The organism is Pectobacterium hainanensis (assembly GCF_046237015.1).
Lineage (GTDB): Bacteria > Pseudomonadota > Gammaproteobacteria > Enterobacterales > Enterobacteriaceae > JBJYIN01.
In genome coordinates this window covers 18807-44819 of the sequence record NZ_JBJYIN010000015.1, presented here as the reverse complement: position 1 = coordinate 44819, position 26013 = coordinate 18807, and the positions used below count along the sequence as shown (strand labels likewise).

Sequence of the window (26013 nt, the reverse complement as noted above, 5' to 3'; positions counted from 1 at the left end):
TTAAAAATCGGGGGGCACTAGGCCCCCCTTACAAATGTCTCGCTTCGCTACTTAGCAAAAACTTACGCGATAGTGCGTTTGATCTCAATCGTTTCAAAGACTTCGATCATGTCGCCTGCGCGAACATCATTGTAGTTCTTCACACCGATACCACATTCCATGCCGTTACGAACTTCATTAACGTCATCTTTGAAGCGGCGTAGGGATTCCAGCTCACCCTCGTAGATCACCACGTTTTCACGCAGTACACGGATCTTATTGTGACGTTTCACGACACCTTCCGTCACCATACAACCGGCAATCGCACCAAATTTAGGCGATTTGAAGACATCACGTACTTCAGCCAAACCGATGATCTCTTGCTTATATTCTGGCGCTAACATACCACTCATGGCCTGTTTGACTTCATCAATCAGGTCATAGATAACGGAGTAGTAACGCAGATCCAAGCTTTCTGCTTCAACAATACGGCGAGCAGAAGCATCGGCACGAACATTAAACCCAAGGATAATCGCATTCGATGCGGCTGCCAGCGTAGCGTCCGTTTCTGTGATACCGCCCACACCAGAACCGACGATTTTGACTTTTACTTCATCGGTAGACAGTTTTTGCAGCGAATCAGAAATCGCTTCACAAGAGCCCTGAACGTCAGATTTCAATACGATATTCAGCTCAGAAACTTCACCTTCGGTCATGTTGGCAAACATGTTTTCCAGTTTAGATTTCTGCTGACGGGCCAGTTTCACTTCACGGAATTTTCCTTGACGATAGAGAGCCACTTCGCGCGCTTTCTTCTCATCACGCACTACCGTTGCTTCATCACCAGCGGCAGGAACACCGGATAATCCCAGAATCTCAACTGGAATAGATGGTCCAGCTGAAACAATTTCATGTCCTAGTTCATCACGCATTGCACGAACGCGGCCATATTCAAAGCCACACAGGACGATATCGCCCTTATTCAACGTACCTTCACGGACCAGAACGGTAGCAACAGGACCACGACCTTTATCCAGGAAAGATTCGATCACTACGCCGCTCGCCATCCCACTGCGAATGGCTTTAAGTTCAAGGACTTCGGCTTGTAATAAAATCGCATCCAGTAGCTCATCAATCCCTGTCCCCGCTTTCGCAGACACATGGACAAACTGCGCTTCACCACCCCACTCTTCTGGCATCACGCCATATTGGGACAGTTCGGTTTTGACACGATCCGGATCGGCTTCTGGTTTATCAATCTTGTTCACCGCAACAACGACGGGGACCTGAGCGGCTTTCGCATGCTGGATAGCTTCAATGGTCTGAGGCATCACGCCATCGTCTGCCGCAACGACCAGAACCACAATATCCGTTGCCTGAGCACCACGAGCACGCATCGCAGTAAACGCGGCGTGTCCCGGTGTATCAAGGAAAGTGATCATGCCATTATCGGTTTCTACGTGATACGCACCGATATGCTGAGTAATACCACCAGCTTCACCCGCTGCAACCTTAGTTGAACGGATGTAATCCAGTAATGATGTTTTACCATGGTCAACGTGACCCATGATGGTCACCACTGGCGCACGGGATTCAGCAGCAGCACCGGTATCACGGTCGCTCATTACCGCTTCTTCCAGCTCATTTTCGCGACGTAGGATCACTTTGTGGCCCATTTCTTCTGCCACGAGCTGTGCCGTTTCCTGATCGATAACCTGATTAATGGTCGCCATCGCGCCCAATTTCATCATGGCCTTAATAACCTGGGAACCTTTAACAGCCATTTTGTTCGCTAACTCAGCGACAGTCACTGTCTCACCAATAACCACATCGCGGTTAACGGCTTGAGCTGGCTTATTAAAGCTTTGCTGCAACGTACTAGGCTTACGTTTACCTTTACCACCACGAGTCACAGCACGCGCTTCTTCACGATCGGCTTTTGACTCAGACAGGCGATTACCTTTTTTCTGTTTGGTAACCTTACCGCCGCGACCACGACTGCGACGTTCGCCTTCAACCTGGCGGTCACTCTCATCTTCCGCTTCGCGAGCATGATGAGACGTCGTCACATGGTAATCAGCGGCATCCTCAGGTTTGGCGCTTTCTGCTTCCCAACGTCCGGCGTTTTCTTCGGCCATCCGACGAGCATCTTCCGCAATGCGGCGAGCTTCTTCTTCAACCTTAAGACGCGCGGTTTCTTCTGCTTTACGTTTAAGTTCAGCGGCCTCAGCTTCTCGGCGAGCTTTCTCAGCCTGAGCTGGTTTTGTCATACTATCGTTTTGTTGATTCGTCACTTTCTCTTTTTCCGCAACATCACGCTTAGCTTTTTCAGCGGCTTCACGTTTGGCTTGCTCTTCGGCAGCACGTTTAGCTTTTTCAGCCGCCTCACGCTGGGCCTTCTCTTCAGCCTCACGCTTAACCAGCTCTTCAGCAGCACGTTGTGCCTGTTCTTCCGCTTCACGCCGTGCCAGCTCTTCCTCTTCTGCCTGTTGGGCATCCAGAGGATCGCGTTTTACATAAGTGCGTTTCTTGCGGACTTCGATCTGCACTGACTTACTCTTCCCGCCAGTGCTTGGAATACTCAGCGTACTACGCGTTTTACGCTGCAGTGTCAATTTACCCGGCGCACTCCCACGATCGCGGTTAAGGTGCGCCAGTAACGTTTCTTTTTCATGCTGGGTCACAGAATCAGACGAGGATTTGGTAATTCCCGCGTCAGCAAACTGCTGTATCAGGCGGTCAACCGGAGTCTGAATCTCTGCGGCCAGCGATTTTACGGTTACATCTGTCATGCTGTTCCTTTCCTGCTACAGTTCGTTATTCGTTGTCGTCGCCAAACCAACAGATATTACGAGCGGCCATAATCAACTCGCCGGCTTTTTCATCATTCAGCCCTTCAATATCAGTCAGATCGTCAACGCCCTGCTCAGCAAGATCTTCCAGCGTACAAACACCATGTGCCGCCAGCTTGAATGCTATCTCACGCGACAGGCCAGGTAAACTGAGCAAATCATCCGCAGGTTGGCCATCACCACGGCTTTCTTCGTGCGCCAGCGCGAGTGTGGTCAATGCGGCTTTAGCACGTTCACGTAACACTTCAATCGTCTCTTCATCTAGGCCTTCAATAGCCAGCAACTCTTTGATTGGCACATAAGCCAATTCTTCGAGTGAAGAGAAACCTTCTTCAACCAGAACCGTGGCAAACTCTTCGTCGACATCGAGGTGCTTAGTAAAGACGTCGATGGCGGCATGCGCCTCAGCCTGGTGTTTGGCCTGTAGATCTTCTACCGTCATGACGTTGAGTTCCCAACGATCATCTGAACGGTGCTGTTTTAACAACTGAGAGGCCAAGCGCACATTCTGACCATTACGCCCAATGGCTTGTGCCAGATTGCTGGATTCAACTGCGATATCCATCGTGCAGGTATCTTCATCAACAACGATAGAGACGACATCCGCTGGCGCCATAGCATTAATGACAAATTGAGCCGGATTATCATCCCAGAGGATAATATCAATACGCTCACCACCAAGCTCACTAGACACCGCTTGTACACGAGCGCCGCGCATACCAACACAAGCACCAACAGGATCGATGCGCTTGTCATTGGTTTTCACGGCAATTTTTGCACGAGAACCCGGATCGCGGGCTGCGGCCTTAATCTCAATAACTTCTTCGCCAATTTCAGGCACTTCGATACGGAAGAGTTCGACCAGCATTTCAGGGCGAGAACGACTGACAAACAGTTGCGCACCACGCGCTTCTGGACGGACAGAATAAAGCACGCCGCGAATACGATCGCCGGGACGGAAATTCTCACGCGGAAGCATGTCTTCACGACCAATCACCGCTTCGGCGTTGTTGCCCAAGTCCAAAGAGATATTATCGCGATTAACTTTTTTCACCACGCCAGTGACGATATCGCCTTCCTGCTCACGGAATTGGTCAACAACCATCGCGCGTTCAGCTTCACGAACCTTCTGTACAATAACTTGTTTCGCCGTTTGCGTGGTAATACGATCAAACGTTACCGACTCGATTTGATCCTCTACATAACCACCGACGTCCAGTGTAGGATCTTCAAACTGTGCTGCTTCCAGCGTAATTTCACGTGTCGGCTGGGTAACTTCACTGACAACCAGCCAACGACGGAAGGTATCAAAGTCGCCAGTTTTACGATCGATACTGACGCGAACATCAATCTCTTGCTCGTATTTTTTCTTCGTTGCCGTCGCTAGGGCCGTTTCCAGCGCTTCAAAAATCTTCTCACGCGGGAGGGCTTTTTCATTGGAAACAGCTTCAACAACAGCCAGAATCTCTTTATTCATCCTAGTTGCCTCATCCAAACTTTAAAAGTGGGGTACCAGATTCGCTTTCTGGATGTTGCTCAGCGCGAATACTTCGTCTTTGCCTTCCACAGTTATGGTGATCATTTCGCCATCGATGGCTTTAATAATACCTAACCATTTACGACGATTCTGGACTGCCATACGCAGTACCACCGTTACCTCTTCACCGATGAAACGCTCATAATGCTCTATGGTGAATAAAGGACGCTCAAGCCCCGGAGATGATACCTCAAGGTTATAGGCGACAGTGATAGGATCCTCAACATCCAGTACTGCACTGACCTGGTGGCTAACATCAGCACAATCATCAACAGTGATCCCATCTTCACTATCAATATAAATACGCAGCGTCGATTGGCGACCCCGGATGAACTCAATACCAACTAATTCAAAGCCTAATGCTTCGACTGGCGCTGAAATCATCTCTGTTAACTTTTGTTCTAATGTGGACAAGCCCACCCCCAAGACATAAAAAAAGGGCTTAATAGCCCAGTAATTCTGTTGCCAAATAACAAAAAACCCCGATATATCGGGGCTTTATGCAACTGGACCCTAATGCCGTATAAAGCGCGGCATAAACTTTCAGTTAAGGATTTTTTCAAAAAATACTGTAAGAAGAGACACTAATCCGTCAAACAACTTATTTGAAAAAATATTTTACTGGAAAGTTAAGTGGTTGCGGGGGCTGGATTTGAACCAACGACCTTCGGGTTATGAGCCCGACGAGCTACCAAGCTGCTCCACCCCGCGTCCGAAAACGTGGCAAATACTACGCTGACAACCGCAAAAATGCAAGTTATCTCTAGGATTGGTACGAGGACGGGATTTGAAATCATTACCTAACATACTGATATGAAAAGGCACCTGTCAAACTCGTATTGCAATGTACCCTTATTTGTATCCACAAGCAAGATAACTTCACGCCTTACTCAAACAATACAGCGAAAACAACTGTAATAAAGAGCCCATACGCGCGAGCGCATCATACCCATGATGCAAGAGGAAATCAAAACATTATCGGCACCCAATAATCTCATCGCCCCATTATAGAAGAAATTCAAAATGATGTTGGCATCGCACCAATAACCGAGCGAAACGACCAGCAATCACAGGGACACCGGCGGTGATAAAAAGAAAAATCGCATCAATCTAAAATCCAGACTCTGGTATTCAAATAGGTAAGGACATTTACCACGTTGGAAAACCAGAGCCTGCTAACGTGAAACTATTTGGGGTTAATTTGTCAGCACAGTGGAGTCCTGCCCTGCTGCTGGTAAAGAAACGTGTACCTGCTCACGACATGGGGAAAACATGTCCAGCTCTGGTTGATACACACTGCTTTGCACACCAAACAGGCCCAGTATAGAGTGGTACAAATTGTCATGACTATACTCTTTGCTGTCCGCGTTATTACGTAAACAGGAGAGCTTAAGGCGAGCATTTTGCGCAAATGCCGACGAAAACCACATTACCATAGGGACATGTGTTTGCTCATCGGGCGCAATGATGTAAGGCGTACCATGCAGGTACATACCACTCTCTCCCAGTGACTCACCATGATCGGAAACGTAGATCATCGCCACATCACGCTGGCCAGAATAGCGCTGCAATAAGTCAATGGTTTTACCAAGCATCCGATCGGTATAGACCAGCGTGTTGTCATAAGTATTGGTCAACGCTTCGTTGCTGCATTTCTCAATCTGATTACTGTCGCAAGTTGGGCTGAACACTTTGTCTTGCGCCGGGTAACGTTCAAAATAAGTGGGCCCATGACTGCCCAATTGGTGCAGCACAATGAGTGCATCGCCGTGCATGGCATCAATGCGTGAACTGAGTTGGTGAAGCAGTACATCGTCATAACAAGTGCCATCCTTGTTGACGCATTGTTCGGCAATTCTCAGCTTAGGCATGTCATCGGTGGGTACTCGTGCGCACACACCTTTGCAACCACCGTTATTGTTGTTGCGCCAGAGGATGTCAATGCCAGTGCGTTTCAGGATGTCGAGTAGATTCTCTTCCGTCGCGGCACGCACGTCATTGTATTGAGAACGTGTCATACGTGAAAACAGACAGGGCAGTGAAATGGCCGTCGCTGTACCGCAGGATGAGACATTTTTGAAACTGATGATATCCTGGAGCTGCGACAGGGATGGATTAGTTGCTCGTGGATAACCATTGAGCTGGAAGTTTTGCGCACGCGCAGTTTCGCCCACCACCACAATCACCAGCTTGGGCGGCTTATCCGCGGCAACTACAGCTCGCGTGGCATCTTTGGCCACAACTCGCAACACCTGTGATTCCGCTCTGTACCTGCGTTTCAGGTAACCGTTGGTATTGCGCACGATGTTGTAGGGCAGCGCTTGATCCTTAATTTGCATGTTGTTGCGCAGCAACGAGGCATAATCCTTGTAGAATATCAGGATGACCGCAGCCAGCACGGTTAACGTCACCAGAATATTACCCAGCCACCACAACACAGTTTGCAAAGGACTCCCCGCCTTTTTGGTGGGTAGAAAAATCATTGTGGCCGCAGGCAACACGCCAAGCACAATAATAGTAAGCAACAAGGGAACGGAAAAGTATGAAGTGAGTTCCGCCTGATTGGTCTCAAAAAAGTTCTGCACCATACTGCGATCGATCAGCACGTTGTAATGCAGCATGAAGTAACTGCAACAAGCACTGGTGACAACCAACAGTACCAGCATTGGCTTACGTATGTATGGCAGGGCTAAAATTGGCGTGAGTAATAAGTTGAGAAGACAAAAAATGAAAACCGGTAGACTGATAAAGAACAGCAAGTTATGCAGGCTGTTGATCTCTACTTTGGACCATAGCGTTTGCCACAGTGCAAAGTTACCGATGGTAGTGAAGAACAGTGCGGCTACCCAAGTCAATTGTACCGGGTTAAACCGCAAGGATGACAGACGTTGAAACACGCGCAATCCCCAGTGAGTTGAAAGTGCACGTAGTATCAAAAAGCGTGTGTCAAGATGTTGTTAAGATCCCGATAACCTATTTAAGATGCCGATTACCTATGACCCGCCTGCTCATCATCGAAGACAACCCTGAGTTAGTTGCCAACCTATACGGATTTTTCGAACCACTGGGCTATGTGCTGGACGATGCACGCGATGGTGCCACTGGCCTGCGTATGGCCACGCAGAATGATTACGATGCGATCTTGTTGGATCTGATGCTGCCACGACTGGACGGCATGACGCTTTGCAGCAAACTCCGTCTGGAGTTTCAGAACCCCGTGCCGGTGCTGATGCTGACCGCACGCGACCCGGTGGATGATCGCGTTCAAGGTTTTGCGCTGGGTGCAGACGATTATCTGGTTAAGCCTTTTTCGCTTAAGGAGTTGGACGCACGCATCAATGCATTGGTTCGCAGAGCACAAGGTCGACAGGTACAAGGCACGTTGGCTTGGCAAGACTTGCTGGTAGATACCCGCACACCACAAGCATGGCGGCAGGGCCAGACCATCAATCTGACACCAACCACACATAAATTGTTGCTGTGCCTGATGCGATCCGCGCCCGCTGTCGTCAAAAAACAGGAGATGGAATACCTGCTTTGGGGTGATGAGCCTCCTGAAAGCGGTGCTTTACGAACACATATTCATGACTTGCGCCAGAGAATTGACAAAAACTTCACATCTGCGCTGATAGAAACAGTACATGGCATTGGTTTACGCCTACACAAGCCCGGGGAAACTGCGCCGGAATAATCACACAGAGAGCAGAACAGTATGATGAAAGCCATCTATCAACAGATGACACTCAATACGCGCATTACGGTTTCGTTCGTGCTGCTGATGGTGGCTGTCATGGCGTTTGTGGCCGTGGCCGAGCAACTTGACTACGATGAATTAAGAACGCGGGTGATCTCGGAAAATCTGCGCAGTGAAGTGCCTCGGCTGGAAAAGGACATTGCTAACGGTATCTCCCCTACGATGCCGGAGGGTAGTCAGTTCTATGACGCGCAGACCGTGCCCGATCCCCTACGCCAATACACTCTGGGCTACCATCGTATGGAAAATCCTGATGGTAAGCACTTACTGGTGTTTGAACGCCACGAACAACGATACTACCTGCTGAAGGATGGCAAGTATTACCAGTATCTGGAATTCATGATTGACTGTTTCGCCCCGCTGGTCATTTTGTCATGCATTCTGTGCGCATTTTGGATTGGCCGTCTAACTTCTGCACGCGTCACCGCCCCCATTACACGCCTGGCCGAAGTGGTGCAACAAAAGCAAAAGCCATTTCCCTTCCAGGATGCGCATGACGAAATCGGCGTACTGGCGCGAGCATTTGCCCAACATAGCGATGAACTGGAACAGTTTCTACAGCGCGAACGATGCTTTGTGGGTGATGCCAGCCATGAATTGCGCACCCCGCTGGCTATCATTGGCGGAGCAGCAGAAACCATCGCACACCAATTGCCTGCCGACAGCCACTTGATACCAAGCGCTGAGCGCATTGTGCGCACCACGCAGGAAATGCAACGTCAGTTGACTTGTTTGTTACTGCTCTCACGCGATCCGCAAACACTGCCCCGAACCGACGTTCCTCTGCGTCCATTGATCGAGGAATGTTTCACTCGCTGCCAGCCCTGGCTGGCAAAAAAACCGGTGAAGCTGCTCCTGGATGCACCGCAAAATCCCTACGCACACACCAATGCAGAACTGGCTCGCAGTGTAATTTGGAATCTGCTGCGCAATGCCTGCCAGTACACCAGCGAAGGCGAAATACACCTGAGCCTGCGAGGCACGACACTGGTCATTTCTGACACCGGTCCGGGGTTGCCGCCTAGCATAGACCCACATCAATTTCAGCGTTTCCAGTCTGGTGTACGTCAAAGTGGTGAAGGGCTTGGTTTATCCATTGTGCAACGCATTGTGGAACATCTGGGCTGGAGCATGGCAGTTGAAAGCTCGGAAAAAGGTTGCCGATTTACACTGGAAATGCACTAAGCAGCATAGCCAAAAGTGGTGGTATAGATTATGACCGACAAGCGTCTTTATGTCCTCATCTCTGGCGGCAACCCCAAAGTTGACGGATAGGCATTTAGTTTAACGTTACGATACAACCAGAGTCCGCCGTCATTTCAGTTCAAAATCTTGACAATTTCCTGACACCTTTTTCTCCATACTCCACCAAATTGGTTTATTTGGGGAATGCACATGCAATCATCAGTCGGTAAGTGCCCGCTCATCCCCGCCAATATGCTCTATACCGATCAAGAATATAGCATCACCGATGCACCAAATCCGTGCTCGGCAACGGATAAATACGGAAACGAACATGAATAAAGCCACGGGTATCACCCGAATTATCAAAGCAACCGGTTATTCCCTTCAAGGACTGCGTCAGGCCTGGCAACACGAAGCTGCCTTCCGACAAGAACTACTGTTGGCTGTCGCTACTGGAATCGCGGTCTATGTACTGCCGGTATCGCTGATAGAGAAACTGCTACTGATGGGATCGGTAGTGTTGATCGTAGTGCTGGAGTTGGTGAACAGCGCGATAGAGGCTGCTGTCGATCGCATCGGCATGGAGCATCACGAACTCTCCGGAAGAGCGAAAGATTTAGGATCAGCCGCCGTATTCGTCGCCATCATACAGGCTGTAGTGGTATGGGCAACCGTGCTATGGTTTCATTTCGGCTGACGGAAAAATCATGCTCGAAACAAATAGGAAAACATCTCGAGCATCCTGATTTCAAATCAAGCTGAGCATTGGGCAGTCATAAAAGAATATTGCTAACTGGACGTTTTCTATAGACAAAAAAATAGACGCTAATTAGCGTCTATTTTTTAATATTGGTACCGAGGACGGGACTTGAACCCGTAAGCCCAATCGGGCACTACCACCTCAAGGTAGCGTGTCTACCAATTCCACCACCTCGGCATCACAACAACTTTTACACAGTATCGACAACATTGTCGCAGTACTGCTCTAAACTATTTACTTCGGAATATCACTCGCCGGTGTAGCCGGTGCAACTGGCGTTGTCGTTTGTTCAACGTTTTCCGGTTGGCTCAAGTTATCCCAGACGCCACCTTTTTTCTGCTGGGTACTTAAATTACCCAACACAAGACTAATGATGAAGAACAATGTTGCCAATACTGCCGTCATGCGAGTCATAAAGTTGCCAGAGCCGCTCGAACCGAACAAAGTGGCAGAAGCACCTGCTCCGAACGAAGCGCCCATATCAGCACCTTTACCCTGTTGTAACATAATCAAGGCAACGAGGCCGATTGCTACTAACAAGAAAATGACTAAAAGAGCTTCGTACATAGTTGTACCTGTAACCATGTTCCCCATCATTAATGGAGAATGCTAAATTCTCGCGGCGCACCGCATCTCATCCACCGAATCGAATGATTTAATCATCCAGTATCAAGCGGGTCTGAATACTAACTAATGGCTGTAGCGTACGCAAGGGTAATTTGTTCGTCATTTGCCAATTGAAGAAAAAAACAGCGGCTTTCAGCATATCACAACGGCTGAAAGCCTATCTTCTTGATTGTCGGAGGTTAACCAACAGCCTTCACCGCATCCGCAATACGGTTGGCCAACTCAATTACCGTTGCCTCATTTTCGCCCTCAACCATGACGCGAATTAGCGGTTCTGTTCCCGATTTACGTAACAGCACTCTCCCTCGACCGGTGAGTTCTTTCTCAACATCCAGCGTCACCTGTTGAACCGTTTTATCTTCCAGTGGGTCATGTTCACCAGAAAAACGTACGTTCACCAAAATCTGCGGAAAAAGCTTCATTCCACTGCATAAATCATGCAGGCTCATGTGGTTTCTGACTATCGCCGTCAATACCTGCAAACCGGCAATCACGCCATCACCCGTTGTCGTTTTATCCAACAAAATAACATGGCCGGAATTTTCGGCACCAATACGCCAGCCTTTCGCCTGCATCATTTCCAGGACATAACGATCGCCGACTTTGGCTCGGGCAAAAGGGATTCCTAGTTGTTTTAAGGCCAGTTCCAACCCCATATTGCTCATCAGCGTACCGACCGCACCACCGCGTAATTGTCCTTGGCGTAAACCTTCCCGGGCGATGATATACAGAATCTGGTCGCCATCGACTTTATTACCCAGATGATCGACCATAATCAAACGGTCACCATCTCCATCAAATGCCAGCCCAACGTCTGCTTTTTCAGCTAAAACCCGTGCCTGTAGCTGTCTGACATCTGTAGCACCACACTCTTCATTGATATTCATTCCATCGGGTTCACAACCGATAGAAATCACTTTTGCCCCCAGTTCACGCAACACACTGGGCGCAATGTGGTACGTAGCACCGTTAGCGCAATCGACGACAATTTTCAGGCCATTGAGACTAAGTTCACTCGGGAATGTCCCCTTGCAAAACTCAATATAACGTCCGGCCGCATCAACAATACGATTTGCCTTGCCCAATTCCGCAGACTCTACGCAGGTCAGCGGTTTTTCCATCTCAGCCTCTATCGCCTCCTCAACATCATCAGGCAATTTAGTCCCATCAATAGAAAAGAATTTGATGCCATTATCATAATAGGGGTTATGTGAAGCAGAGATAACAATTCCGGCCTCAGCCCTAAAAGTACGCGTCAGATAAGCAACCGCAGGTGTCGGCATTGGACCGGTAAAAGAAGCTGACAACCCTGCTGCTGCAAGTCCTGCTTCAAGAGCCGACTCCAACATGTAACCGGAGATTCGGGTATCCTTACCAATAATAATCTTCCGCGAACCATGACGAGCCAGCACCTTACCCGCCGCCCACCCTAGCTTAAGCACAAAATCAGGTGTAATCGGTGTATCGCCCACTTTGCCACGCACGCCATCGGTCCCAAAATACTTACGGTTACTCATAATCGTTTTTATTCCTTTGCTGCAAGAGTCGCTTCAACAATGCGCATCGCATCGACGGTTTCTTTTACATCATGAACACGGATAATCTGGGCACCTTGCATTGCTGCAATCACCGCACATGCCACACTGCCCTGTACCCGCTGTAACGGAGGCACTTTAAGCAGTTGCCCTACCATAGACTTCCTAGACATCCCCACCAACAGCGGTAATCCAAAACGATGCAATTCGCCCAAACGGGCAAGAAGCTCATAATTATGAGCCAAATTCTTACCAAATCCGAACCCAGGATCCAGCAATAACCGACTTTTCGGAATATTACCTTCCACACAGCGATCAACATGCTGTTGTAAAGTGTCCCCAATCTCCAACATCAAATCATTGTAATGAGGGTTGTGTTGCATCGTTTTTGGCAAGCCTTGCATATGCATCAGGCAAACAGGTAACCCAGTCGCCGCCGCCGCCTCTAACGCCCCCGGCTCCTGCAAGGATCGAATATCGTTGATAAGATGCGCGCCAGCCTGAGCAGAAGCCGTAATAACATCAGCTTTTGAGGTATCAACAGAAATCCAGGTATCAAAACGTTTAGACAACGCTTCAACCACAGGGACAACCCGATCCAACTCTTCATCAACACTGACTTCATCCGCACCAGGGCGCGTCGATTCGCCACCAATATCAATCAATGTCGCACCTGCCGCGATCATTTCCTGAGCATGACGTACTGCTGCATCAATAGTATTGTTCTTACCACCATCAGAGAATGAATCCGGTGTGACATTAAGAATGCCCATCACATTAGGACGAGACAGATCCAGTGTTACCCCTCGGGCAATCAATTGCATGATATGTTCCTCAACCTACTGACCTGTTTTCAATTTTCCAACAGGCCTCTATAGTAAAAAACCCCAGCGTAGGCTGGGGTTTACAGATGTCACTGACTATAGTCAAGCACAACCATTCGTGCGTTATTTATCGCTCAGTTGTTCTGACATTGAATCCCCTGGATTCGGAGTATGGGGTTCATCAACAGGCGTCGGCGCTTTTGGCGCACCACCACTTCCCGTATTGCTACCTGAACCAGAGTCTTCCCAACCGGCTGGCGGACGAACATCTTTACGAGCCATCAGATCATCAATCTGAGGAGCATCAATGGTTTCATACTTCATCAACGCATCCTTCATCGAATGCAGTATGTCCATGTTTGCCATTAATAGCTCACGTGCACGGATGTAATTACGTTCAATCAGAGACTTCACTTCCTGATCGATGATCCTCGCCGTTTCATCAGACATGTGCTTGGCCTTTGCCACTGAACGGCCAAGAAATACTTCGCCTTCTTCTTCAGCGTACAACAACGGACCCAGTTTTTCAGAGAAGCCCCACTGCGTCACCATGTTACGAGCAATAGACGTTGCAACCTTAATATCATTGGATGCGCCGGTTGAAACTTTTTCCACACCATAAATAATTTCTTCGGCTAAACGACCACCATATAACGTGGATATCTGGCTTTCCAACTTCTGACGACTCGCGCTGATCGCATCACCTTCCGGCAGGAAGAATGTCACGCCTAATGCACGGCCACGTGGAATAATCGTCACCTTATGCACCGGATCATGCTCAGGCACCAAGCGACCAATAATCGCATGCCCTGCTTCATGATAAGCCGTTGATTCTTTCTGCTGCTCCGTCATCACCATGGAACGGCGCTCAGCACCCATCATGATTTTGTCTTTCGCTTTTTCAAACTCAACCATGGACACCACACGCTTGTTACCGCGGGCAGCGAACAAAGCGGCTTCATTGACCAGGTTTGCCAAATCAGCACCAGAGAATCCAGGCGTACCACGAGCAATCACAGACGCATCAATATCGGGAGACAACGGCACACGACGCATATGTACTTTCAGAATCTGTTCACGGCCACGTACATCCGGCAAGCCCACAACGACCTGGCGGTCAAAACGACCAGGGCGTAGCAGCGCAGGATCCAGCACGTCAGGACGGTTGGTTGCAGCAATAACAATAATGCCTTCATTGCCCTCAAAACCATCCATTTCAACCAGCATCTGGTTCAATGTCTGTTCACGTTCATCGTGACCACCACCCAGACCTGCACCGCGCTGACGACCGACCGCATCAATTTCATCGATGAAGATAATACAAGGCGCGGCTTTCTTGGCCTGCTCAAACATGTCGCGAACACGGGAAGCACCAACACCGACGAACATTTCAACAAAATCAGAGCCTGAAATCGTAAAGAACGGCACTTTAGCTTCACCAGCAATCGCTTTTGCCAGCAATGTTTTACCCGTACCCGGAGGACCGACCATCAAAATACCTTTCGGTATTTTACCACCCAGTTTCTGAAAACGACTTGGCTCGCGCAGGTACTCAACCAGTTCGCTCACTTCCTCTTTTGCCTCGTCGCAACCAGCAACGTCAGCAAACGTCGTTTTAATCTGATCTTCCGTCAGCATTCGGGCTTTGCTCTTGCCAAATGACATGGCACCTTTGCCGCCACCGCCTTGCATTTGACGCATAAAGAAGATCCAGACACCAATCAGTAACAGCATCGGGAACCAGGAAATAAAGATCGTCGCCAACAGGCTCTGTTCTTCCGGTGGTTCACCAACGACTTTCACATTCTTCGTTAGCAGGTTATCCAGTAGCTTGGGATCATTGACAGGAATGTAAGTGGTGTATCTATTGCTATTGCTATCTTTTTTGATAACACTGATCTCACGCCCGTTAATACGTACTTCACGGACTTGATCCTGATTGACTTCAGTTAAGAAGGTTGAATAATCCACCCTACGGCCATTCGACTCGCTGGGCCCGAAGCTCTGGAAAACGGACATCAGCACTACTGCGATGACTAACCAGAGGATCAGGTTTTTCGCCATGTCACTCAAGGGATTAACCTCATATTACAACTGTGTTAAAAAACAGCGTTAGGGTACTACAGTTTGCGCCCTGTCGCTACAATATACACTTCACGCGATCTGGCGCGCGAAGCGTCTGGCTTACGAATTTTAACCTTCGTAAACAGGGAGCGAATTTCCCGCAGGTATTCATCAAAACCTTCTCCCTGAAACACTTTCACCAGGAAACTTCCGCCTGGCGCTAAGACATCCCGACACATTTCAAGTGCTAATTCAACCAGATACATCGATTTCGGGATATCAACTGCCGGTGTACCACTCATGTTCGGGGCCATGTCAGACATCACCACCTGAACTTTATTATCCCCAACCCTCTCAAGTAGCGTGTTGAGAACTAATTCATCACGAAAATCCCCTTGAAGGAAATCGACACCAACAATAGGATCCATCGGTAAAATGTCACAAGCAATAATACGACCTTGTCCGCCAATCTGCGTCACCACATATTGCGACCAACCGCCAGGCGCTGCGCCCAAATCAACCACCGTCATACCAGGTTTAAACAGCTTGTCACTCTGCTGTATTTCATCCAGTTTAAACCAAGCACGTGATCGCAGCCCTTTTTTCTGCGCTTGTTGCACGTATTTATCGCTAAAGTGTTCCTGCAGCCAGCGACTGGAGCTTGCAGAACGCTTTTTATTCGCCATCTATTTTCCAACTATTTTTATAAAGCGCTCTTGTTGAGTAGAAATTTCTCACTCTTCACCAACCCACACAGCCAAATTGGTTATAATCATGAGATGGCGGTAGAATGACCCGTTTTCAATCCCAACCTAAGCAAAAAAGACAATGAACCTAAGTAATAAGCAAAAACAACACCTGAAAGGTCTGGCACATCCATTAAAACCGGTTGTTATGCTGGGCAATAACGGCCTCACCGAAGGTGTTCTGGCTGAGATCGAACAAGCATTAGAACACCACGAACTGATCAAAGTAAAAGTCGCAACTGAAGATCGAGAAACCAAAGCGTTGATTGTCGAAGCTATTGTTCGAGAAACCGGAGCCTGTAATGTTCAGGTCATCGGCCACACACTGATACTTTATCGTCCTGCGAAAGAACGTAAAATTGTGTTACCACGATAACATTTTTTATTTCAACAGACTCTGCGCTAACCGAAAGGTGCCATGCCTGTCCGTTGGAGAAAAGGCCGCAAGCGGCCTTTTTCTTTTCTTTACAATTTTTGTTGTTTTAATCACCAACAACACAAAAATTACAAATATTCAACTTTCATAATCTCATATTCGACATCGCCGCCCGGCGTACGGATAACAACGACATCGTCTTCTTCCTTACCAATCAGACCACGAGCGATGGGAGAATTAACAGAAATCAGATTTTGTTTAAAATCAGCCTCATCATCGCCAACGATACGATACGTTTGCTCGTCTTCGTTATCCAGATTCATAATCGTCACCGTTGCGCCGAAAATGACGCGGCCATTTGCCGCCATTTTTGTCACATCGATCACCTGAGCATTGGAAAGTTTAGCTTCAATATCCTGAATTCGACCTTCACAAAACCCTTGCTGCTCACGGGCTGCGTGGTACTCAGCGTTTTCTTTTAAATCGCCATGCTCACGCGCTTCAGCAATCGCAGCAATAATGGTAGGCCGACGGACTGATTTTAAGTAATCAAGTTCTTCGCGTAATTTTTCAGCACCACGCAACGTCATCGGAAATTGTTTCATATTATCTATACCTCTAAAAAAATCCGTACAACTCAAAAAGAGTAGTCATCCTGACAGGTTAAAAACCAAATACGGCGTCGTGTCTATGCACGTCAGCGCTCTCTGGACATTAAACAAAAGCAACCAGCCCCGGAACAAAATTTCCAGGCCAGTATCGATTTTGCATTTTGATACGTATTTTAACCCAGAGTTCCATGAGGGTCATCGTTTACTTTAGACCTTGTTGCGCCGTAGTATGACCACACGTTACCCCGTTCTTAGCTGAGATTATGCGTTTTTCATCGATTGTTACCGGACTTGCCTGCGCTTTTGTTCTGCACACCCATGCAGCAACGATTGAGGATCATACCCAATATTTGCCTGATGGTGCCAATTTGGCACTGGTCGTACAAAAAATCGGGGCGACGACACCAACAATGGCCTTTAATAGCCAACAAATGGCATTACCTGCCAGTACGCAAAAGGTGATTACCGCATTGGCCGCCTTGCTCCAATTAGGGCCAGACTACCGTTTTGTTACCACAATGGAAAGCCATGGTTCCATCACAAACGGTATCTTACGCGGTAACCTGATTGTCCGTTTCAGTGGCGATCCAACCCTGAATCGACAACAAATACGCAATATGGTGCAAGAACTCAGAAAACGTGGCATTCGGGAAATATCTGGGGATGTCATGATAGACACATCGGTGTTCGCCAGCCATGACAAGGCTCCTGGTTGGCCATGGAACGACATGACACAGTGCTTTAGCGCCCCACCGTCAGCCGCAATAGTCGACCGCAACTGTTTCTCAGTTTCGCTCTACAGTGCCCCTAAAGCGGGCGATAATGCGTTTATCCGCGTGGCATCTTACTATCCCGTCCAAATGTTCAGTGAAGTTCGTACGCTGGCAAAAGGTTCATCAGACGCACAATATTGCGAGCTGGACGTCGTACCGGGAGAGCTGAACCGTTTTACCCTCACGGGTTGTCTAACTCAGCGACCCGAACCGCTTCCGCTTGCTTTTGCCATTCAGGATGGTGCCAGCTATTCAGGCGCAATCATAAAGGATGAGCTTCAGCAGGCAGACATCCATATTAAAGGGAGGTTACGCCGCCAAACTCAGTCCAGTGCAGCAGGTACAATATTGGCTCAGGCACAGTCTGTGCCACTACATGACCTGCTGACCGTTATGCTGAAAAAATCAGATAACATGATTGCTGATACCGTGTTCCGCACCATCGGGCATGAACGTTTCAATGTCCCTGGAACGTGGCGAGCAGGCGCTGACGCTGTCCGTCAGATATTGCGTCAGAAAGCAGGTGTCGATCTGGGGAACAGCATCGTCGTCGATGGATCTGGTTTATCTCGCCATAATTTAATCTCTCCGGCAACCATGATGCAGGTATTACAATATATTGCCCAACACGATCAGGAACTCAACTACATCAAAATGCTGCCGCTAGCCGGTTATGATGGAACATTGCGATATCGCGGCGGACTACACGAGGCGGGAGTAAACGGTAAGGTTTCAGCAAAAACCGGTGCCCTACAAGGCGTGTACAATCTGGCGGGGTTCATTACCACGGCAAGCGGTCAACGCATGGCATTTGTTCAGTTCCTTTCCGGTTATGCCGTTCCACCGGAAGATCAACGCTCACGCCGCGTTCCACTGGTTCGCTTTGAGAGCCGTTTATACAAAGATATTTATCAGAACAACTAACAAAAAACAGCACAGTGCATTTCTACGCTGTGCTGTTTCGATTTGATTCGCCGAGGGTTGCTCTTTCCAAGACAGAATTAGCAACCACGATCCCGATCAACGTTGATAAATTGTCTCGACGCCTTCTTCATCCTCGTCGTCCCAATCATCATCCCATTCTTCTTCCGCTTCACTTTCAGCGGCTTCAAGCTGTTCACGGTGATAGTCATCCCACATGAATTCAACTTTTTCGGGCGCACTTTCTTCGATAGCCATCGCTTTAGGCTGTGCATTCAGGAAGCTCATCACATCCCAACACAACTCCTTCACGCCTTCACGGCTAGCAGCAGAAATCAGGTAGTATTTACCTTCCCAGCCTAGTTCTGTCGCAATCGCTTTGGCACGTTTTTCTGCTTCGGCTTTATCGATCAAATCGACTTTATTGAAGACCAGCCAGCGCGGTTTCTCAAACAAACCCACGCTATATTGCTGTAATTCATTAATGATAACTTTGGCATTTTCTATTGGATCCGATTCATCAATAGGTGCCAAGTCAATCAGATGTAGAAGAACCCGGCAGCGTTCCAAATGCTTAAGGAAACGAATCCCCAATCCGGCACCTTCAGAAGCACCCGCTATCAGACCAGGAATATCCGCGACCACAAAGCTTTGTTCACTATCCATCCGGACAACACCGAGGCTCGGAACCAGCGTCGTGAAGGGGTAATCGGCAACTTTCGGCTTCGCGGCGGAAACTGCACGGATAAACGTTGATTTACCCGCATTCGGTAACCCTAACATTCCAACATCGGCCAGCAACAGAAGTTCCAGCATCAATTCACGCTCTTCTCCTGCCGTACCATTCGTCTTCTGTCGCGGTGCCCGGTTAACGGAAGACTTAAACCGGGAATTACCCAAGCCATGCCAACCACCTTTGGCGACCATGAGGCGCTGTTGATTTCGCGTCATATCGCCTAACACTTCCCCCGTTCCCTGATCTAATACGCGAGTCCCGACGGGAACCTTGATCGTGATATCTTTACCACGCTTACCGGTACAGTCGCGGCTTTGACCATTTTGGCCACGTTCTGCGCGAAATGATTTTTCAAAACGGTAGTCAATCAGCGTATTCAGGTTTTCTTCAGCCAGTAAATAGACGTCGCCGCCATCACCGCCGTCACCGCCGTCAGGGCCGCCATTGGGAATATATTTTTCACGGCGGAAGCTGACACAACCATTACCGCCATCGCCTGCTACCACCAAAATGGTCGCTTCATCTACAAACTTCATTGACTCTCTCCGCAAAAAACCAATAGATAATATCTATCTGTTTCAGGTTTATCATTGGTTCTTTTAAGCGTAACTTTTTGATTTAAAGTCAAATAATAATTCTATTATCTGTCATAAAAAAACTGACGCACCAGAACCCGCTCCGGCAAGGGGGCGAATTGTACCCGCTTATCCCAATATTTTCATCTGTATTAAAAATAAACAGCCCGAATGAAATGTCAAAACGTCACTAAACACACACGTTCTCCGCTTATTTCGGCACAACAATGGGTGGTTGTTGTTTCCGACCGGGGAAAAATCGGTGTCCAATCGCTGAAAACATCGCGCCAGCCACAACCACCAAAGCGCCTGAATATCCAATCCAATTAAGTACCGGAGCCGCAAAAAAGTTGGGCCAAATTAACGCAAGAAGATCGGAAAAGAACAGTGTAAACAATGGAGTGAGGGTAATCACCGCGCTAACCTGAGCCGCTTGCCAACGAGCCATCGCTTCCGCCAGCGCACCATAGCCAACCAAAGTATTGGCACCGCAAAATAACAGGCAGATAAACTGCCAGCCACTCAGTTGAAAAATAGTCTCAGGATCGGCAAAGGGGGTAATGCACAATACGCAGAGCACATAAAGTAAAAATAAGATCTGCGCCGATGTCAAACGACGTAAAAGTACCTTCTGCGCCACGCCATAGGAAACCCATACCGCCGCCGCGCACATCCCCAGCAGAACACCCAGGGTATAATCGGTTAGCCGCGTGAAAATCTCTATCAGGCTGGCGTTAAAAAATAACAGCAACCCACAGATCAACGTAATCGCCCCAATGATCTGAGTTGGCCGCATCTTTTCTTTCAAAATAAAGACGCTGGCAAACATCATCCCCACGGGAGAAAGTTGCCCAATAACCTGAGAGGCTGTTGGGCTCAGGTACTGCAACGAGGAACTGAAAAAAACAAAGTTACCCAGCAGACCACAGGTTGCTATCAGCAACAAAACCCACCACCGACGGCGTCGAAAAATACGCAATGGGGGGAGATTTTTTCGCGAGAAAAGCACTAACCCCAAACCGATCGACGCAATAAAGAAACGGTACCAAACAATAGTATAAGGTTCCATGACGGCCAAAACCTGCTTCATCGCTATCGGTAAAGCACCCCAACATATTGCGGTGAGTAGCGCCAGACAAAGGCCAATACCTGTCTGTTGTTTAGTATTCATGCTTTTCTCAGATTGGTTGCCACAGAATCAGAAATGTAAAAAGCCCCGCAACGAATTGCGGGGCTTGAATCTGCAAGACCTAACGCGAAATATTATTCAGCAACGATACTGATGTATTTACGGTTTTTCGGGCCTTTTACTTCAAACTGAACTTTACCGTCAGCTAAAGCGAACAGAGTGTGGTCTTTCCCGCAGCCAACATTGCTACCAGCATGGAACTTCGTACCACGTTGACGAACAATGATGCTACCCGCTAATACAGCTTCGCCACCAAAACGTTTTACGCCCAGGCGTTTACTTTCTGAGTCACGGCCGTTACGAGTTGAACCGCCAGCTTTCTTGTGTGCCATTAATCCGCTCTCCTAAATCTTAAGCGCTGATGCCGGTGATTTTCACGTCAGTGAACCACTGACGATGGCCTGCTTGCTTACGGTAGTGTTTACGGCGACGGAACTTAACAATCTTAACTTTCTCGCCACGACCATGAGCAACAACTTCAGCTTTGATCTTACCGCCATCGACGAAAGGAACGCCGATTTTGATTTCTTCACCATTGGCAACCATCAGAACCTGATCAAACTCAATAGCTTCACCAGTTGCGATGTCCAGCTTTTCCAAGCGAACGGTTTGCCCTTCGCTTACTCGGTGTTGTTTACCACCACTTTGGAAAACTGCGTACATAAAAAACTCCGCTTTCCGCGCACTCAACGTATGATTATCCAGAGCGCACTATAAATATTCACAATAGGGCGCGAATTCTACGCAAAAAACCTGACGATGACAAGCCTATAATCAAAGGATGTGAAGAAAAAGAATACAACGTATCAACTGCCGTTTATCTCTTTTACTTTTCAAGTACAATCGACTCAACACGTTCCATACTATGCCGATTATGTAGCAATAATCTTACGGTAATGTTGAAGAAAATAGCTGGCACATACAATGAATCTAGAACAAATTACAGCGCTAACCGCGCAGGACATGAAAGCGGTTAATGAAGCCATTCTTGAACAATTGAACTCGGATGTCGTTCTTATTAACCAGCTTGGTCATTACATTATCAGTGGTGGGGGCAAACGCATTCGCCCCATGATTGCCGTACTTGCCGCCAGAGCGCTGGTCTATGAAGGTAACAAGCACATTACGGTTGCGGCACTGATCGAATTTATTCATACCGCAACATTGCTACACGATGACGTGGTCGATGAATCCGATATGCGCCGTGGCAAGGCCACAGCAAACGCCGCTTTCGGTAATGCAGCCAGCGTATTAGTCGGTGACTTCATCTATACCCGAGCTTTTCAAATGATGACCAGCCTGGAATCATTACGCGTACTGGCGCTCATGTCAGAAGCCGTGAACGTGATCGCAGAAGGCGAAGTGTTGCAATTAATGAACTGCAACGATCCCGATATCACAGAAGAAAGCTACATGCGGGTCATTTACAGTAAAACAGCACGCCTGTTTGAAGCTGCAGCCCAATCCTCGGCCATCCTCGCTGGAGCGACACCTGAGCAGGAAACTGCGCTACAAGATTATGGTCGCTATTTAGGCACCGCGTTCCAGCTCATTGATGATCTATTAGACTACAACGCTGACGGCAAAACGCTGGGCAAAAACACGGGTGATGACCTTAATGAAGGTAAACCGACGTTGCCTCTGTTACATGCCATGCACCATGGCAACGCCGAACAAAGCGCCATGATCCGTCAGGCGATAGAAGAAGGTAACGGACGTCATTTACTGGACCCGGTTCTCACCGCAATGCAGCAGTGTGGCTCGCTCGATTACACCCGTCGACGTGCAGAAGAAGAGGCTGATAAAGCCATTAGTGCATTACGTCATCTCCCAGAAACCCCTTTTCGTACCGCACTGGAAGGTCTTGCCCATTTGGCGGTGCAACGCGATTTTTGATCCCAATACTCACGGCACCGCAAACGCCATCAACTATGCTGTCTGGTCATCCGTTACATCATCCAGACGAGACAGCATGGTTTTCGTTCCTTCGCGCAAAATGAAATTAATCAGTTGAGATTGTTCGCCCTCGGATAATTGATTAAAGATGTGTATCCATGAAGCCAATAACTCCGGACCGCGTTCTACCCGATATTCTGGCGACATGCTCTCCTCCATCATCAGAGAGTGTCTTACCGCATGCGGTAGGCTACGGATGGAATACTCAACACCTCGACCTTGAACACCTTTACGCCGCCGTTTCTCCCAACCATCATCACGGGCACGTTTGTTTAGCCCCTGAGGTGATTTAGGCAATCCACCGATCCCCACCAACTCACTCGTTGCAAACCACTCTTTGTCCATACTTATCACTCCCTTGTTTGTTAGGTGCGGCAGTATCAGAGATACGGCCCCAAAAAGTTTCCATATAATAGACTATAATTACCTAAACATCTAACTCTCTCGCGTTATTAGTACCACTAAAGGCGAGCAACACCTCACAAAAAACCAGAGAATAGGCAGTAAAAAAAGCAGATGGGAGCAATCGAGAAGCAGAAAAAAAAGAGAGAATAATCGGATTATTGCCATCTGGTAAGGCACGGACCAGATGGCAAATTCAGGCTTAAATATCGTGAGATTCAGGAGCATCCTCTGCTGAGGATATACCCAATTGGTTCAGCGTAGCAGATACGCCGACACGTAGAATATAGGCAATGAGCTCATTACGTTCCCGTTCAGTCAATTGGGAATATATCTGCATCCAGACAGCCAATTCAGCGGGTTGCTTGACCGCATAGGGTGGCGACTCATCTTCAAATAATAAGGTTTTTTTGACAGAATCCGGCAAGCTGTGAATGGAATATTCCACCCCTCTTCCCTGAACCCCTCTGCGGCGACGCTTCTCCCATCCATCTTCACGCGCTCGCTTATTCAGTCCTTGTCTCGATTTCGGAAGGCCGCCAACACCAACCAGTTCGCTGGTCGCAAACCACTCTTTTTTCATCACCTTTCATCCTGATAGTGCCACTCCTAACAAAAACCAATCTATTTGGAAATTAATTGAGAATTTTTTAGAAATTTAATGCTATATTATTTCCAAATAATAGTATCACGTTAGCTTGGCATATAACTAACATCCGTTATTTATACCACTAATACACAGTCGTCTTATAGCAAATAAGGGAAGGATTATGACTTTAAGGAAACATGACTGGCATCCCGCTGATATCATTGCTGCTCTGCGCAAGAAAGGTACTACGCTGGCTGCGGTATCACGTGCTGCTGGATTAAGCTCATCAACGCTCGCTAATGCATTGTCGCGGCCCTGGCCCAAGGGGGAATGGCTCATTGCCGATGAGTTAGGCATTCATCCATCGGAAATTTGGCCCAGTCGATATTATGATCCGGAAACCAACCAGCTTATTGATAGAAAAAAACTCATCCGCCCCAATTAATTAAAACGTGGTCGTCAGCTCATTCGCTGACCCAACATTATTTGGTGCATCAAAATATAAGAAACCCAGACGGCTAATGCCGCTGGGTTATTATTGTCAAGCCTTCAATAAAAACAGAATCCACATCCCGCCATACTTCAGCGCGTTATTCAAAACGCTAACGTTTTGTCATGAAACTTGAATGATGACGGGTATAAAATAGCTATCGCCAGCTCACAATGCTAACGTCTGCTAGCCTAATAAGTCGAGGTAACGGATCAGCGGCTTTATGTCAGGCTGACTATCCATTTGCCGTAGATAGTGCAAAATATTTTCGGTTTCCTTCGGATCAACGTTTACAGTCGCTTCTCCAAACTTTTTCTCAAGCAATGAAAAATCCACAACATCCGTTGCATCCATAACTTGCGATTCATATTGTGTCCCCTCTTCCAACAGCACGGTCACTTTCGCCTGACGTTTTGGAAAACGAGCGGTAGCTTCCGGCGACTCAATAACCTGAATCTTGGCAGCCAGAGAATTAACACGTGGATCATGAAGAACTTCTGGACGAAATTGCTGAAGAGAAACGGCACCAAACAGAATGGCAATAGCCAGACAATAAGGTAAGGAAAATTTGGCCACATCTTCATTCTGTGTTTTCAGATCTTTCGTCAGATCCACTGAAACACCATAGGTTTCAACGATGATTGACTTAATTTTCTCACTGTCCAAAGGGTGTTGTTTCAGCAATGCAAACATGGCATCCAACGGTGAGTTCGTATGACCACAGGACGCGTAGATCTTATAAAACGCCGTATCCGAAAGTAAGGTCGCCTCACTCGGTGCAAGCAACGTGTCAAGATTCGCTCCAGTGCTGGTTGACTGAATAAAACCTTTTTTTCCCGTCAGAGCCGTAGCAGGACCGGTATACCCTCGTTTCGCCAGCGTAGCGGCATAGATAGCATTCTGGCAGGCATTCCCAATTGTTAATGCTTTAGCATGCGTACCAAACGACTCCTGAATGCCGCTGGCCAGTGTGGCTACGATTCCCAAAGCATGACACGTTTGTTGCGAGGTTAAACCCATCAAGGATGCAGCCGTTGCCGTGGCGGCAAAGGCACCACACGTTCCCGTTGTATGCCACGTTTTATAATGCGAAGGATTGACAGCTTGCCCCAACCTAGCAAAAAGATCGTAGCCAACGATCAGTGCTTTCAGAAACGCTTTACCGCTGATATTCAGTTGTTCACCTAACGCCAGGGCAACAGGTAATGTCACAGACCCCGGATGGCCGATAGCCTTACGGTGGCCATCATCCAGTTCAGAGACATGCCCAATAATCCCGTTAACCAATGCGGCATTTCCAGCCGGAAATTTTCCGCATGCACCAAGCATTGTGGCCTCTTCTGCCCCTTTAAGTGATACAAAATATTGTCGAGCTATTTCTGATTGAGGGTAATGGATGCCAATCGCCGCACACCCCAACCAATCAATCACCCGGTATTTGATATCCAGAATAAACTTGTCATCGATCTGGGCGTAATCACAATTCGCAATGAAATCAGCCAAATATCTTTGAATATTATCCATTCCTATGA

General features: G+C 48.0%; 25 protein-coding genes and 2 tRNA genes. 8 read left to right on the top strand and 19 right to left on the bottom strand.

The features are described from left to right. Window positions 1–62: 62 nt before the first annotated feature. From infB to ACKPVM_RS15125, 5 genes are all read right to left on the bottom strand, one after another. Entirely contained in the window at window positions 63–2771 is a 2709-nt protein-coding gene (gene infB, locus ACKPVM_RS15145; protein ID WP_409310270.1) for a translation initiation factor IF-2, read from the bottom strand. A gap of 25 nt (window positions 2772–2796) precedes the next feature. After that, window positions 2797–4308 (bottom strand): transcription termination factor NusA, encoded by a 1512-nt coding sequence (gene nusA / locus ACKPVM_RS15140; RefSeq protein ID WP_409310268.1) that lies wholly within the window; start codon window positions 4306–4308, stop codon window positions 2797–2799. Window positions 4309–4329: 21 nt separating this feature from the next. Next, window positions 4330–4782 (bottom strand): ribosome maturation factor RimP, encoded by a 453-nt coding sequence (gene rimP, locus ACKPVM_RS15135; RefSeq protein ID WP_409310267.1) that lies wholly within the window; start codon window positions 4780–4782, stop codon window positions 4330–4332. Window positions 4783–5002: 220 nt separating this feature from the next. Beyond that, window positions 5003–5079, bottom strand: a tRNA-Met gene (locus tag ACKPVM_RS15130). A 485-nt stretch (window positions 5080–5564) separates the two neighbouring features. Beyond that, the gene (locus tag ACKPVM_RS15125) at window positions 5565–7265 is read right to left on the bottom strand and encodes a phosphoethanolamine transferase (RefSeq protein WP_409310265.1); all 1701 of its coding nucleotides are present in this window, start codon (window positions 7263–7265) and stop codon (window positions 5565–5567) included. Between the two features lie 98 nt (window positions 7266–7363). On the opposite strand from ACKPVM_RS15125, the gene ACKPVM_RS15120 reads away from it, so the two are divergent. The 4 genes from ACKPVM_RS15120 (at window position 7364) to ACKPVM_RS15105 (ending at window position 10004) form a co-directional block, all read left to right on the top strand. Beyond that, a complete protein-coding gene (locus ACKPVM_RS15120) occupies window positions 7364–8059 on the top strand; it encodes a response regulator transcription factor (RefSeq protein ID WP_409310263.1) in 696 nt (231 codons plus the stop codon). A 21-nt stretch (window positions 8060–8080) separates the two neighbouring features. After that, window positions 8081–9307, top strand: coding sequence for a HAMP domain-containing sensor histidine kinase (locus ACKPVM_RS15115; protein WP_409310261.1), 1227 nt, complete (start codon window positions 8081–8083; stop codon window positions 9305–9307). Between the two features lie 210 nt (window positions 9308–9517). Next, window positions 9518–9646, top strand: a complete 129-nt coding sequence (locus ACKPVM_RS15110) for a hypothetical protein (RefSeq protein WP_409310259.1) — start codon at window positions 9518–9520, stop codon at window positions 9644–9646. After that, window positions 9639–10004: a diacylglycerol kinase gene (locus ACKPVM_RS15105; RefSeq protein ID WP_409310257.1), complete on the top strand. Its 366-nt coding sequence runs from the start codon at window positions 9639–9641 to the stop codon at window positions 10002–10004. The genes ACKPVM_RS15110 and ACKPVM_RS15105 overlap by 8 nt, the downstream gene beginning before the upstream one ends. A gap of 153 nt (window positions 10005–10157) precedes the next feature. On the opposite strand, the gene ACKPVM_RS15100 is transcribed toward ACKPVM_RS15105, so the two are convergent. The 6 genes from ACKPVM_RS15100 to rlmE form a co-directional block, all read right to left on the bottom strand. After that, a tRNA-Leu gene (locus ACKPVM_RS15100) sits at window positions 10158–10244 on the bottom strand. Between the two features lie 57 nt (window positions 10245–10301). Beyond that, entirely contained in the window at window positions 10302–10634 is a 333-nt protein-coding gene (gene secG, locus ACKPVM_RS15095) for a preprotein translocase subunit SecG (protein ID WP_409310256.1), read from the bottom strand. A 239-nt stretch (window positions 10635–10873) separates the two neighbouring features. After that, window positions 10874–12211 (bottom strand): phosphoglucosamine mutase, encoded by a 1338-nt coding sequence (glmM, locus tag ACKPVM_RS15090; RefSeq protein WP_409310255.1) that lies wholly within the window; start codon window positions 12209–12211, stop codon window positions 10874–10876. 8 nt (window positions 12212–12219) lie between these two features. Beyond that, window positions 12220–13053 (bottom strand): dihydropteroate synthase, encoded by an 834-nt coding sequence (folP, locus tag ACKPVM_RS15085; RefSeq protein ID WP_409310253.1) that lies wholly within the window; start codon window positions 13051–13053, stop codon window positions 12220–12222. 123 nt (window positions 13054–13176) lie between these two features. After that, entirely contained in the window at window positions 13177–15126 is a 1950-nt protein-coding gene (gene ftsH, locus ACKPVM_RS15080) for an ATP-dependent zinc metalloprotease FtsH (RefSeq protein ID WP_409310252.1), read from the bottom strand. Between the two features lie 47 nt (window positions 15127–15173). After that, complete coding sequence (gene rlmE / locus ACKPVM_RS15075; RefSeq protein ID WP_409310250.1) at window positions 15174–15803, bottom strand: 23S rRNA (uridine(2552)-2'-O)-methyltransferase RlmE; 630 nt, start codon at window positions 15801–15803, stop codon at window positions 15174–15176. Between the two features lie 142 nt (window positions 15804–15945). Here rlmE and yhbY point away from each other — a divergent pair, with 142 nt between their 5' ends. Beyond that, window positions 15946–16239, top strand: a complete 294-nt coding sequence (gene yhbY, locus ACKPVM_RS15070) for a ribosome assembly RNA-binding protein YhbY (RefSeq protein ID WP_409310249.1) — start codon at window positions 15946–15948, stop codon at window positions 16237–16239. 128 nt (window positions 16240–16367) lie between these two features. On the opposite strand, the gene greA is transcribed toward yhbY, so the two are convergent. Continuing rightward, entirely contained in the window at window positions 16368–16844 is a 477-nt protein-coding gene (greA, locus tag ACKPVM_RS15065) for a transcription elongation factor GreA (protein ID WP_409310248.1), read from the bottom strand. 269 nt (window positions 16845–17113) lie between these two features. Here greA and dacB point away from each other — a divergent pair, with 269 nt between their 5' ends. After that, entirely contained in the window at window positions 17114–18547 is a 1434-nt protein-coding gene (gene dacB / locus ACKPVM_RS15060; protein WP_409310246.1) for a serine-type D-Ala-D-Ala carboxypeptidase, read from the top strand. A 96-nt stretch (window positions 18548–18643) separates the two neighbouring features. On the opposite strand, the gene cgtA is transcribed toward dacB, so the two are convergent. The 4 genes from cgtA to rplU all read right to left on the bottom strand — a co-directional run bounded on the left by cgtA (window position 18644) and on the right by rplU (window position 21707). Beyond that, a complete protein-coding gene (cgtA, locus tag ACKPVM_RS15055) occupies window positions 18644–19816 on the bottom strand; it encodes an Obg family GTPase CgtA (protein ID WP_409310245.1) in 1173 nt (390 codons plus the stop codon). Window positions 19817–20066: 250 nt separating this feature from the next. Further along, window positions 20067–21026 (bottom strand): DMT family transporter, encoded by a 960-nt coding sequence (locus tag ACKPVM_RS15050; protein ID WP_409310243.1) that lies wholly within the window; start codon window positions 21024–21026, stop codon window positions 20067–20069. 92 nt (window positions 21027–21118) lie between these two features. Further along, window positions 21119–21376 carry a 50S ribosomal protein L27 gene (gene rpmA / locus ACKPVM_RS15045; protein WP_109491399.1) on the bottom strand — a complete coding sequence of 86 codons (258 nt, stop codon included), beginning with the start codon at window positions 21374–21376 and terminating at the stop codon, window positions 21119–21121. A gap of 19 nt (window positions 21377–21395) precedes the next feature. Further along, window positions 21396–21707: a 50S ribosomal protein L21 gene (gene rplU, locus ACKPVM_RS15040; RefSeq protein WP_009114476.1), complete on the bottom strand. Its 312-nt coding sequence runs from the start codon at window positions 21705–21707 to the stop codon at window positions 21396–21398. A gap of 261 nt (window positions 21708–21968) precedes the next feature. On the opposite strand from rplU, the gene ispB reads away from it, so the two are divergent. Then, the gene (ispB, locus tag ACKPVM_RS15035) at window positions 21969–22940 is read left to right on the top strand and encodes an octaprenyl diphosphate synthase (RefSeq protein ID WP_409310241.1); all 972 of its coding nucleotides are present in this window, start codon (window positions 21969–21971) and stop codon (window positions 22938–22940) included. A 33-nt stretch (window positions 22941–22973) separates the two neighbouring features. On the opposite strand, the gene ACKPVM_RS15030 is transcribed toward ispB, so the two are convergent. Both ACKPVM_RS15030 and ACKPVM_RS15025 read right to left on the bottom strand, forming a co-directional pair. Next, window positions 22974–23345 carry a DNA-binding protein gene (locus tag ACKPVM_RS15030; protein ID WP_409310240.1) on the bottom strand — a complete coding sequence of 124 codons (372 nt, stop codon included), beginning with the start codon at window positions 23343–23345 and terminating at the stop codon, window positions 22974–22976. Window positions 23346–23604: 259 nt separating this feature from the next. Further along, the gene (locus ACKPVM_RS15025) at window positions 23605–23985 is read right to left on the bottom strand and encodes a DNA-binding protein (RefSeq protein WP_409310238.1); all 381 of its coding nucleotides are present in this window, start codon (window positions 23983–23985) and stop codon (window positions 23605–23607) included. 187 nt (window positions 23986–24172) lie between these two features. On the opposite strand from ACKPVM_RS15025, the gene ACKPVM_RS15020 reads away from it, so the two are divergent. Further along, on the top strand, window positions 24173–24436 hold the full coding sequence (locus ACKPVM_RS15020; RefSeq protein ID WP_409310236.1) for a helix-turn-helix domain-containing protein: 264 nt from the start codon (window positions 24173–24175) through the stop codon (window positions 24434–24436). A gap of 231 nt (window positions 24437–24667) precedes the next feature. Here ACKPVM_RS15020 and ACKPVM_RS15015 read toward each other — a convergent pair whose 3' ends face one another. After that, window positions 24668–26005 (bottom strand): MmgE/PrpD family protein, encoded by a 1338-nt coding sequence (locus ACKPVM_RS15015; protein WP_409310235.1) that lies wholly within the window; start codon window positions 26003–26005, stop codon window positions 24668–24670. Window positions 26006–26013 lie beyond the last annotated feature (8 nt).

What these genes read in the sequence shown, in the direction of transcription:
- infB (WP_409310270.1), bottom strand. Translation starts at nt 2,771, where the DNA reads ATGACAGATGTAACCGTAAAATCGCTGGCCGCAGAGATTCAGACTCCG.
- ACKPVM_RS15105 (WP_409310257.1), top strand. Translation starts at nt 9,639, where the DNA reads ATGAATAAAGCCACGGGTATCACCCGAATTATCAAAGCAACCGGTTAT.
- rplU (WP_009114476.1), bottom strand. Translation starts at nt 21,707, where the DNA reads ATGTACGCAGTTTTCCAAAGTGGTGGTAAACAACACCGAGTAAGCGAA.
- ACKPVM_RS15110 (WP_409310259.1), top strand. Translation starts at nt 9,518, where the DNA reads ATGCAATCATCAGTCGGTAAGTGCCCGCTCATCCCCGCCAATATGCTC.
- yhbY (WP_409310249.1), top strand. Translation starts at nt 15,946, where the DNA reads ATGAACCTAAGTAATAAGCAAAAACAACACCTGAAAGGTCTGGCACAT.
- greA (WP_409310248.1), bottom strand. Translation starts at nt 16,844, where the DNA reads ATGAAACAATTTCCGATGACGTTGCGTGGTGCTGAAAAATTACGCGAA.
- folP (WP_409310253.1), bottom strand. Translation starts at nt 13,053, where the DNA reads ATGCAATTGATTGCCCGAGGGGTAACACTGGATCTGTCTCGTCCTAAT.
- nusA (WP_409310268.1), bottom strand. Translation starts at nt 4,308, where the DNA reads ATGAATAAAGAGATTCTGGCTGTTGTTGAAGCTGTTTCCAATGAAAAA.
- rlmE (WP_409310250.1), bottom strand. Translation starts at nt 15,803, where the DNA reads ATGGCGAATAAAAAGCGTTCTGCAAGCTCCAGTCGCTGGCTGCAGGAA.
- ACKPVM_RS15050 (WP_409310243.1), bottom strand. Translation starts at nt 21,026, where the DNA reads ATGAATACTAAACAACAGACAGGTATTGGCCTTTGTCTGGCGCTACTC.
- ACKPVM_RS15025 (WP_409310238.1), bottom strand. Translation starts at nt 23,985, where the DNA reads ATGAAAAAAGAGTGGTTTGCGACCAGCGAACTGGTTGGTGTTGGCGGC.
- ACKPVM_RS15015 (WP_409310235.1), bottom strand. Translation starts at nt 26,005, where the DNA reads ATGGATAATATTCAAAGATATTTGGCTGATTTCATTGCGAATTGTGAT.
- glmM (WP_409310255.1), bottom strand. Translation starts at nt 12,211, where the DNA reads ATGAGTAACCGTAAGTATTTTGGGACCGATGGCGTGCGTGGCAAAGTG.
- secG (WP_409310256.1), bottom strand. Translation starts at nt 10,634, where the DNA reads ATGTACGAAGCTCTTTTAGTCATTTTCTTGTTAGTAGCAATCGGCCTC.
- ispB (WP_409310241.1), top strand. Translation starts at nt 21,969, where the DNA reads ATGAATCTAGAACAAATTACAGCGCTAACCGCGCAGGACATGAAAGCG.
- dacB (WP_409310246.1), top strand. Translation starts at nt 17,114, where the DNA reads ATGCGTTTTTCATCGATTGTTACCGGACTTGCCTGCGCTTTTGTTCTG.
- ACKPVM_RS15120 (WP_409310263.1), top strand. Translation starts at nt 7,364, where the DNA reads ATGACCCGCCTGCTCATCATCGAAGACAACCCTGAGTTAGTTGCCAAC.
- cgtA (WP_409310245.1), bottom strand. Translation starts at nt 19,816, where the DNA reads ATGAAGTTTGTAGATGAAGCGACCATTTTGGTGGTAGCAGGCGATGGC.
- rpmA (WP_109491399.1), bottom strand. Translation starts at nt 21,376, where the DNA reads ATGGCACACAAGAAAGCTGGCGGTTCAACTCGTAACGGCCGTGACTCA.
- ACKPVM_RS15020 (WP_409310236.1), top strand. Translation starts at nt 24,173, where the DNA reads ATGACTTTAAGGAAACATGACTGGCATCCCGCTGATATCATTGCTGCT.
- ACKPVM_RS15115 (WP_409310261.1), top strand. Translation starts at nt 8,081, where the DNA reads ATGATGAAAGCCATCTATCAACAGATGACACTCAATACGCGCATTACG.
- ACKPVM_RS15030 (WP_409310240.1), bottom strand. Translation starts at nt 23,345, where the DNA reads ATGGACAAAGAGTGGTTTGCAACGAGTGAGTTGGTGGGGATCGGTGGA.